Annotated in this window: 9 protein-coding genes; 1 reads left to right on the top strand and 8 read right to left on the bottom strand. The window is 38.9% G+C overall.

All coding sequences use genetic code 11. From position 1 onward, the window contains the following. Positions 1 to 3: 3 nt before the first annotated feature. From rpsA to prsW, 8 genes are all read right to left on the bottom strand, one after another. Positions 4 to 1,146 carry a 30S ribosomal protein S1 gene (gene rpsA, locus AAV98_RS02570; RefSeq protein ID WP_060663977.1) on the bottom strand — a complete coding sequence of 381 codons (1,143 nt, stop codon included), beginning with the start codon at positions 1,144 to 1,146 and terminating at the stop codon, positions 4 to 6. A gap of 294 nt (positions 1,147 to 1,440) precedes the next feature. After that, positions 1,441 to 2,022 carry a lysophospholipid acyltransferase family protein gene (locus tag AAV98_RS02575; RefSeq protein WP_060663978.1) on the bottom strand — a complete coding sequence of 194 codons (582 nt, stop codon included), beginning with the start codon at positions 2,020 to 2,022 and terminating at the stop codon, positions 1,441 to 1,443. 2 nt (positions 2,023 to 2,024) lie between these two features. Next, positions 2,025 to 2,708 (bottom strand): (d)CMP kinase, encoded by a 684-nt coding sequence (gene cmk / locus AAV98_RS02580; RefSeq protein WP_060663979.1) that lies wholly within the window; start codon positions 2,706 to 2,708, stop codon positions 2,025 to 2,027. 98 nt (positions 2,709 to 2,806) lie between these two features. After that, entirely contained in the window at positions 2,807 to 2,989 is a 183-nt protein-coding gene (locus tag AAV98_RS02585; RefSeq protein ID WP_060663980.1) for a YpfB family protein, read from the bottom strand. Positions 2,990 to 3,053: 64 nt separating this feature from the next. Continuing rightward, positions 3,054 to 3,716 (bottom strand): flagellar brake protein, encoded by a 663-nt coding sequence (locus AAV98_RS02590; RefSeq protein ID WP_060663981.1) that lies wholly within the window; start codon positions 3,714 to 3,716, stop codon positions 3,054 to 3,056. 97 nt (positions 3,717 to 3,813) lie between these two features. Beyond that, entirely contained in the window at positions 3,814 to 5,154 is a 1,341-nt protein-coding gene (ypeB, locus tag AAV98_RS02595; RefSeq protein WP_060663982.1) for a germination protein YpeB, read from the bottom strand. Positions 5,155 to 5,172: 18 nt separating this feature from the next. After that, entirely contained in the window at positions 5,173 to 6,201 is a 1,029-nt protein-coding gene (locus AAV98_RS02600) for a cell wall hydrolase (protein WP_060664010.1), read from the bottom strand. Positions 6,202 to 6,392: 191 nt separating this feature from the next. Further along, a complete protein-coding gene (gene prsW / locus AAV98_RS02605) occupies positions 6,393 to 7,043 on the bottom strand; it encodes a glutamic-type intramembrane protease PrsW (RefSeq protein WP_060663983.1) in 651 nt (216 codons plus the stop codon). Between the two features lie 136 nt (positions 7,044 to 7,179). On the opposite strand from prsW, the gene AAV98_RS02610 reads away from it, so the two are divergent. Then, positions 7,180 to 8,154 (top strand): asparaginase, encoded by a 975-nt coding sequence (locus tag AAV98_RS02610; RefSeq protein WP_060663984.1) that lies wholly within the window; start codon positions 7,180 to 7,182, stop codon positions 8,152 to 8,154. The last annotated feature ends 202 nt before the right edge of the window (positions 8,155 to 8,356 follow it).

Below are 8,356 nucleotides of genomic sequence, written 5' to 3' on the forward strand. Positions count from 1 at the left end.
TTATTATTTCTTAAGTTTGCTTAGTTTATCCCCAATCATTTCGCCTAATTGGAAGCCGCCAGTGTCTTCTGATTGATTATACTGACTGTAATCTTCTTCTTGTTCAGGCTCTTCCAGTTCACGGATACTTAAGGAAATTCTTTGATCCGTTTCGTTTATATCCAATACTTTAACTTGTACTTTATCTCCTTCTGTTAATACTTCGTGCGGAGTACCGATATGCTTATTGGAGATTTGGGAGATATGAACCAATCCTTCTACACCAGGAAGCACTTCCACAAAAGCTCCAAAGGAAACTAGGCGTTTTACAACACCTTCAGTTACACTGCCTGAGGAAAGCTTTTCGGAAACTTGTGACCACGGCCCAGGCAAAGTTTCTTTAATGGATAAAGAAATTCTTTCATTATCACGATCAACAGAAAGAACTTTAACATTTACCTTTTGACCTTCTGTTACCACATCTGAAGGTTTTCCTACATGTTCATAGGACAATTGTGAGATATGAACCAATCCATCTACTCCACCGATATCTACGAATGCCCCAAAGTCAGTGATTCGTTGCACCGTGCCTTCTAGGACTTGACCTGTTTCAATGGTATCTAACAATTGATGCTTTTTATTTTGCATCTCTTCCTCAACTACAGCACGGTGAGAAAGGATTACACGATTTTTCTCTTTTTCCAGTTCTACCACTTTAAATGTTAGTGATTTTCCTTTATAATCAGAAAAATCATCAACGAAGTAATTTTCAACTAAGGAAGCTGGAACAAATCCTCTTACGCCCAGGTCAACTACAAGCCCACCTTTGACAACATCCTTAATTTCTGCTTCAAACACTTCTTTGGATTCGAATTTCTTTTGCAAATCTTCCCATGCCAAGTCGGCATCCACTGCTTTTTTGGAAAGCACTAGCAATTCTTCTTCTACTTTTGTTACTTTAAGTTGAAGTTCCTGGCCTTCTGAGACGACATCCGTCGCTTTTTCTACATGAAGGCTGGATAGTTCACTGATAGGGATGATACCATCTAGCTTGCTGCCCTCAATAGAAACAAGGACCTGTTTTTCTTCTACTTTTGTAACTGTTCCAGTCACCGTATTGCCAACCTCTAAATTGTTAACTTCTACTTGATTCATGTCTTCCACCATCATTATTACCTCCTCCATACAAACCAGCTAATCCATTATTTATGTAAGTAACGGTAGACGTTACGTAAGCATGCCGGCATATGCCAATACATGCGAACTTAACAAAAGTTGCATCTGTTTCGTGTAATAATTCATAAATTAACGGATGTTAACTTACTTGATTGATCGGACAGATCAATTAGAACTGCCAGGTGCTAAATAAGTAGATATGTCCATAACAAGTTCCTACATATTTTAGCTTCCTTCTACTAACTTCTAATAAATAGGACATTTTGTCAAGTCAAAACTCTTAAACTATCTGTTTTTTTCGATAAGTTCCTTTATGGAATCCATTACCAATAAAGTGGCTTCTTCCGCTGAGATTTTCTCCAAACGATGTTGGGTGAAATCGATAGGCTCACCATATACTACTTTTAAGGGTTGAAACTTTTTATAAGGCCCAATGATGGCACAAGGAAGTACGGTTGCTTCGGAACGGAGGGCAAAAAAACCTGCCCCTGCCAACCCTTTACCAAGTTCGCCCGTTTTACTTCTTGTACCCTCTGGAAAAAGTCCCAAAACATTCCCCTCTTTCAGAACTTTTAACGCTTTTCTCAATGCTTCCCTATCACTCATTCCTCTTTTCACTGGAAAGGCATGCAGTTTTGGAAGAATAGTTTTCAAGATAGGAACATGGAAGATCTCTTCCTTCGCCATAAAATGAACAGTTCTTGGTGATGTGATTCCAACAACAGGAGGATCCAAATTATCAATATGATTAGAACAAATTAATACAGAACCTTCTTTTGGTATGTTCTCACTCCCCACCACCTTAATTCGGTAGAGCGGCTTAAGCACTACAGCAACGATGAACTTGGCAAATGAGTAAAATGTCATGGTTATCTAGTCCCCTCATTTTGATCAACCAAATTCATTATCTTCTCCACTACTTGATCAATATTCAAGGAAGTGGTATCAATTTCTTTCGCATCCTCTGCCTTTTGTAACGGGGCGATTTCCCGCTCGGAATCAAGTTTATCCCTTCTAGCAATTTCCTCTTTAAGTTTTTCAAGATTAGAGTCAAAGCCCTTAGAAAGGTTTTCTGCATGTCTTCGTTGTGCTCTTTCCTCTACTGATGCCAAAAGGAATACTTTTATTTCTGCATCGGGAAGGACATGGGTTCCAATATCTCTTCCGTCCATAACCACTCCGCCTCTTTTAGCAAGCACCCTTTGTCTTGCAACCATTTCTTCACGAACATGCTTATGCTTTGCAACAATCGATACATTATTTGTTACTTCATGTGTCCGGATTTGCTCGGTTACATCTTCATCATTTATGTAAACATGTTGCGTCTGGTTGTTTGCAATTCGAAGGTCAATTTCCATTTTTTCTACTAGTTGCTGTAAGGAAACCTCGTCTTCCAGGTTAACATCCTCTCGTATTGCCTGAAATGTTACCGCTCTGTACATGGCTCCTGTATCAATGTATAAGTATCCTAGCTTGTCAGCTACAATCTTTGCCACTGTACTTTTTCCTGCCGCTGCAGGACCATCAATTGCTATAGATAATTGTTGTTTCATAGTTCCTCCTGAATGTACCATTATTCATTTTTTTACATGAAAAAAGCAGGTCACCCTGCACATCTTCTTAAAATTATCGCATGTATATTTTATCATAATCATCTATCTTGGTCGAATGTTTCTATATGTTCAACTATCTTCATGCCGCCTACTCCCTCATATTGAATAACTTTACTTAAAAAAGGAGCAGATTCGGTATATAACAAGAGTCCTTGAGCACAAATTAGAAAGATTAATTGTATGACTATCAGCTTAATGATAATCCGTTCCACTCTTTTCATATCGTTCTCCTTCACTTTCACCGATCTCTTTTACTATTAATAGTATGGATGGAATTGGAAGGATTTATGCTAAAGAATGAGTTTTTCTTAATAACAGTTGCTGTTCGAAGCAGTATTTCATCAATACTTGCCTTTGAATCTCATTAATAGGATCGAATTGCAATGATGCTTTCCACCTATTTTTTGACGCTTCCTCCACTAGTCTTATTATCTTACTTTTTAGTTTTAAATAGTGGATCTCTCCGTTATTTAAATGAATAACAAAAGTGGTGAAAACGTGCCCTTCTTCAGGAAAAATAACGTGTCCAGGTAAAATAATTGCAGCACCTCCCGCACTGATATCTTGTGTAAGCGTAATAAAGGGCGTGAAATGATGAGATAGTGGATGGACCGATACATCAATATTACTTTCGACCCTCACATACTGTCTCCTTTGCACTTTAATCACCTGCTGATACCCTGGAAAAGACAATTGAACCATTGGAATTGCCTGCTTCAATCGTCCAAGAACTTCACTTTCAAATGTATATGCAACACCTTCATCTGACACATAAGTGATTAGTAATTGCGTACCGTTCAATATGTATGTCGTTTTTCCGTTTGTAAAATGTGCTGGATAGTCCACAAAAAATTCTTTCTCTTTTACTTCCTGTACCTTACATCTATATTTTTCAACTTTATCGTCATTTTTCACTTGTAATGTTAATACAATTCCTGGCTTTAACAAGAAACTGCCTCCCTTAATGAACCCGTTCTCTCTATATACTTATTAAACCATTTAACGAAAAAAAGGAAAAGCCAATTTTGACTTTTCCTCCATAAAATTACAAATCATACAAGAGCTCCGGGTTTTTCAACTTCTCTACTTTTTCCTCCCGTCCATCATTAGCGTTAATGAAAATCTGATAGGTATCATTTTCAATCGTCCCCAAAAACTCATAACACAGTACTTCTTCTCCGAGGTCATTATTAATGACCGCTAGAGAATCTTCCATAATCATTACCTTATCATTAATTCTCTCTTTCGCTTCGTCAAGCGAGATGCCCGCTTTAGGTATCTCTCTTAAATGGTGGGACATTAAGTAATCTTTTGCCGAAAAGCCGACAATCTCCCCTGTTTCCAGGCTTACTTTCATCTTAATGGAGTCTGGATATATTCTTACTCCGTCTACATTTGATACAAATGTAAAAATACCGAGTTTGTTGTACTCTACACTTTCATATAGATCCAATGTGTCAAACTTGTTTTGTTTTAAAAAATTTCTGGCTTTTTCAGTTGCTTCGTTTAAACTGATGTTTTTCTTTTTTGATTCCTTATTTTGAACCAAGTAAATCGGTATGCCACCTTTTTTGGCAATATCCATGAATGTGTCCTGCTGATTCTTATCTACTATTTTTAAACTGTAAAAACCAAACTTTGAACCTTCTCCATTTTCAGTAATGGTGATTTTTTCATTTCCTTCTAGTTCTAAGTACTTATCGGCAATCTTTTTTGCCTCTTCTTCTGTAATGGATTTTCCTTGAAGCTGACTGAAATTCTTATCTTCTTGATTCATAGAAGTAAATGTAGGTCCGAAATCAGCTTCATCATAGCCTTCTACGTTTTTTTCCACCGTCTTAAACCCATCAATGATGGTATTATCTTGTGGCTGATCTTTTGCAGAAAGAGCTAACTCCACATCCATCCAGCGTAAGTTGTTGCTCATAACCATGCTTTGAACTCTTCTCAACTCTTGCTTTATTTCATCGGATTTTTGATAGAGCGCTTGAAGTGTACTATATTCATCTTCAGATAAAGGATTTTTGTCCAAGTCTCTAACTGCAACTTGATACGTATAGTCTCCCGTTTTCGTTAAAAACTCTTCCGTTTTATTAAAAGGTAGAAGGGTCAGTGGCAACTGACCTACATCGTTTTGTGCTTCTGATGTTATTCTCCACACCTCGGCAAAGGAAGGCGAGAGTTGCTCTCTTGAACTCATGGCCAAGGTCGTTCCTATTTTGTCATGCAACAAATCTACATGATAGACAAGGTCATGAAAAGCACGCTGATAATTGTTTTCCGCATTAATGAGGACTGCGTTTTTATCTTGATGCTCTTGATAACCCCAGTAGCCTGTTCCTGCTACTGCAATTGCTAAAACAGCGATGATAACAAGTCTCAACATAATTCTTCACCCTCTTTTTTAGTCACAGAAAATGTGCTTTCCAATTCGCTTAATTTGTGGACGTCCCCAAATCCAACCACTTGTTGCTGTATCGGGATTAAAATAGTAGGTTGCTCCTTCGGATGGATCCATTCCGTTAATTGCATCAATGACGGCCCTTTTCGCCGTTTCATTCGGTGTTAACCATATCTGTCCGTCTGCAACGGCTGTAAATGCTAGCGGTTCAAAGATTACTCCTGAAACCGTATTTGGGAAAGTGGGGGAGTTAATGCGGTTCAGGATAACAGCCGCTACTGCGATCTGGCCTTCATACGGTTCACCACGTGATTCTCCATAGACGGCATTTGCCATCAATTGGATATCGTTTTCCGAAAACCCACCAGGCATATTGGTTGCACTTTGTGCTTCCCCTTCATCTTCAGCAGGTTGCTCTTCAGGAGCTGGCTGCTCTTCTGGTGCCGGCGCTTGTTCTTGTGGCGTTGGTTGTTGCTCCGGTGCTGGTTGCTCTTGTTGCTCCGGTACTGGTTGCTCTTGTTGTTGTCCCGGAGTTGGTTGTTGTTGATCAGGAGCAGGTTTCCCTTGATCTTTCTGCGGGGCAGGAGCTTGTTTTTGATATTGGTTTTTTTGCTTTTCCCACTGATTTGTTGCTCCTTGCTTTGCTTTTTCAACAGTCGCCTGTGAGGGCTCCACTTGATACTTTAGTTCCATCCCGCCGTAATGAGTAAATTTCTTACCTGTATTTATCTGTTGATGTACCCAATCTTTATAAAACTTTGTAGATTTATGAAGCATTTCTTTCGTTTTAGGTCCTACAAGCCCATCCACATGGTCTAAACCAAATTCTTGTTGAAAGTTTTTTACCGCCCAATATGTGCTCCATCCGTACACACCATCAATTCTTGCATGGTAATATCCGTTGTATTGGAGGCGTGCTTGCAGTTCGACAACATCATTTCCCGTCGCACCTTTTTGAATGATTTGCTCAGAGAAGGCACTGACTGAGTTTTGATTTATCGTAAATAACATACATGTGCTAAAAAGAAACATACATGAAATTAACAGTAACCGTTTCACCTTACATTTCCTCCTTTGACTTCTTTAAACAATTGTTACAATGTATTTTCTGTAGATATTGGTATTTTATACAGGTACATTTGGAGAAAAGAAGTATTCCATAAAATGGATGAACATAAAAAATAGTCCGTCACAAACGTTTTTGTATTTCACGTTTGTGCGGACTATATTTCTACCATGTTTGCGAGTTTTACTTTTCTTAGACCGAGCCACCATAAGAAAATCATAAATGGGACCATATATAATCCCCAATATTTCTGGGAAAGTATTATCATGTCATACATACCGTGCAAAAAAATAGGGGTGAACAACGACAATGTAAGGCATATCTTTTTATGTCTTATATTAGTGTTGAATTTCCCTTTTCCAAGGTAATATCCCATTATCACACCGAATAAGGCATGACTTGAGACAGGAAGTATCGCTCTTCCCAACGCTAGCTCTACTCCATTTGCAATTAAGAAGAGAATATTTTCAGCCGTAGCGAAGCCAAGAGATACAGCTACACCGTAAACAATCCCATCGTAATGCTCATCAAAATGCAGGTTTTGGTAGACAAGATAAATGAGGATAAACCATTTAAAAAATTCTTCCAGTAGACCGGACAAAAGGAACGCTTTTACTAAATGTGATGTGACTCCAAGCTCTAGTTCAATAACATATTGCATGAACATAAGGGGAAACACGAGCAAAGCCCCAAACATAAATATTTTAAATACATAGGTAATTGGTTCTTTTTCAAATGTATCCTTTAAATAAAAATAAGACAACAATGCTAAGCCTGGAGCAATCCCGGCGGACACGACTGCCAGCATAAATAAGCCTCGTTTCAATCTGTTTTTTTTTATCGTATCATGTTATCGTAATTATTGAAATAAGATGTCTAAACTTTTGGAAATTGTTTGTAAAATTAAATAAAAGAAAGATTACATTAATGAGGTGCATACGACAATGAAAAAGAAGATCATGATAATACATACCGGAGGGACCATTTCGATGTCAGAGGACGAACGAACTGGCGCCGTATCGCCCGGAGAAAGAAATCCTTTGACCACAATACCTTTGATTGTCGACTCTAATATTCATATAGAAAGTCATGAACTATTCAATCTTCCTTCCCCACACATCACATCAAAGCACATGCATATGCTTTCAAAATTCATTGATGAACAAGTCATGGAGCATGGTTTCGAAGGTTTTGTAGTCACGCACGGAACAGATACTTTAGAAGAGACTGCCTTCTTTCTTGATCTAACGGTTCAGACTCGCGTTCCAATCGTTATCACTGGCGCAATGCGTTCAAGCAATGAAATTGGATCGGACGGGCCTTACAATCTCCTCTCTTCTGTAAAAGTCGCAGCAAGTGAAGAAGCTAAAAATAAAGGGGTGCTCGTTGTATTAAATGATGAAGTACATACAGCTAAAAACGTTACAAAGACGCATACCTCTAATATCGCAACCTTCCAAAGTCCACAATACGGGCCAATAGGAATTGTGACAAAGCGAGGAGCTTTCTTCCACCATTCGCCTGTTTCCGAGGACAAATACCAAGTAGATTCCGTTACGAAAAACGTCATGCTTTTGAAAGCATATGCAGGAATGGATTCAAGTATTTTTCATGCGCTAAAAGATATGCACGTGGACGGAGTAATCTTAGAAGCTTTGGGACAAGGTAATATTCCTCCAATGGCTGTGGAAGGAATCAAGTCCTTACGGGAGGCGAACATTCCTGTTGTAATGGTATCACGATGCTTCAACGGTATAGTCCAAGATATTTATGGTTATGAAGGTGGCGGCCGCAGATTAAAGGAACTTGGGGTTATATTCTCAAACGGTCTTAACGGACAAAAAGCACGGATTAAACTGTTAGTTGCACTTGAAAGCACGAATGATCCTGATAAACTGCAGGAGTTGTTTTTGAGGTAAGAGGTTTTCTGTTTGTTTTGGAGAGGTGCTCTATGATGACTGTTCTATTACCGTTTTCGGAGTTTGAAATTTGTAAAGAGTTTGGGGCGCGAAGAGACATTTTCTTTGTTACTGTTTTGTGAACCTGACACGTGGTTCGGGCGGCGAGACGACTTCTCTCTTACCGTTTTCGGGATCTGACACGCGGTTCGGGCGGTGAGAC

This window comes from Bacillus sp. CHD6a (assembly GCF_001293645.1).
Taxonomy (GTDB): domain Bacteria; phylum Bacillota; class Bacilli; order Bacillales; family Bacillaceae_I; genus Sutcliffiella_A.

Bases quoted from the DNA above. Each gene is read 5' to 3' on its own strand.
- AAV98_RS02585 (WP_060663980.1), bottom strand. From the start codon at position 2,989: ATGAAAAGAGTGGAACGGATTATCATTAAGCTGATAGTCATACAATTA.
- AAV98_RS02575 (WP_060663978.1), bottom strand. From the start codon at position 2,022: ATGACATTTTACTCATTTGCCAAGTTCATCGTTGCTGTAGTGCTTAAG.
- rpsA (WP_060663977.1), bottom strand. From the start codon at position 1,146: ATGGTGGAAGACATGAATCAAGTAGAAGTTAACAATTTAGAGGTTGGC.
- AAV98_RS02600 (WP_060664010.1), bottom strand. From the start codon at position 6,201: ATGTTTCTTTTTAGCACATGTATGTTATTTACGATAAATCAAAACTCA.
- cmk (WP_060663979.1), bottom strand. From the start codon at position 2,708: ATGAAACAACAATTATCTATAGCAATTGATGGTCCTGCAGCGGCAGGA.
- prsW (WP_060663983.1), bottom strand. From the start codon at position 7,043: ATGCTGGCAGTCGTGTCCGCCGGGATTGCTCCAGGCTTAGCATTGTTG.
- ypeB (WP_060663982.1), bottom strand. From the start codon at position 5,154: ATGTTGAGACTTGTTATCATCGCTGTTTTAGCAATTGCAGTAGCAGGA.
- AAV98_RS02610 (WP_060663984.1), top strand. From the start codon at position 7,180: ATGAAAAAGAAGATCATGATAATACATACCGGAGGGACCATTTCGATG.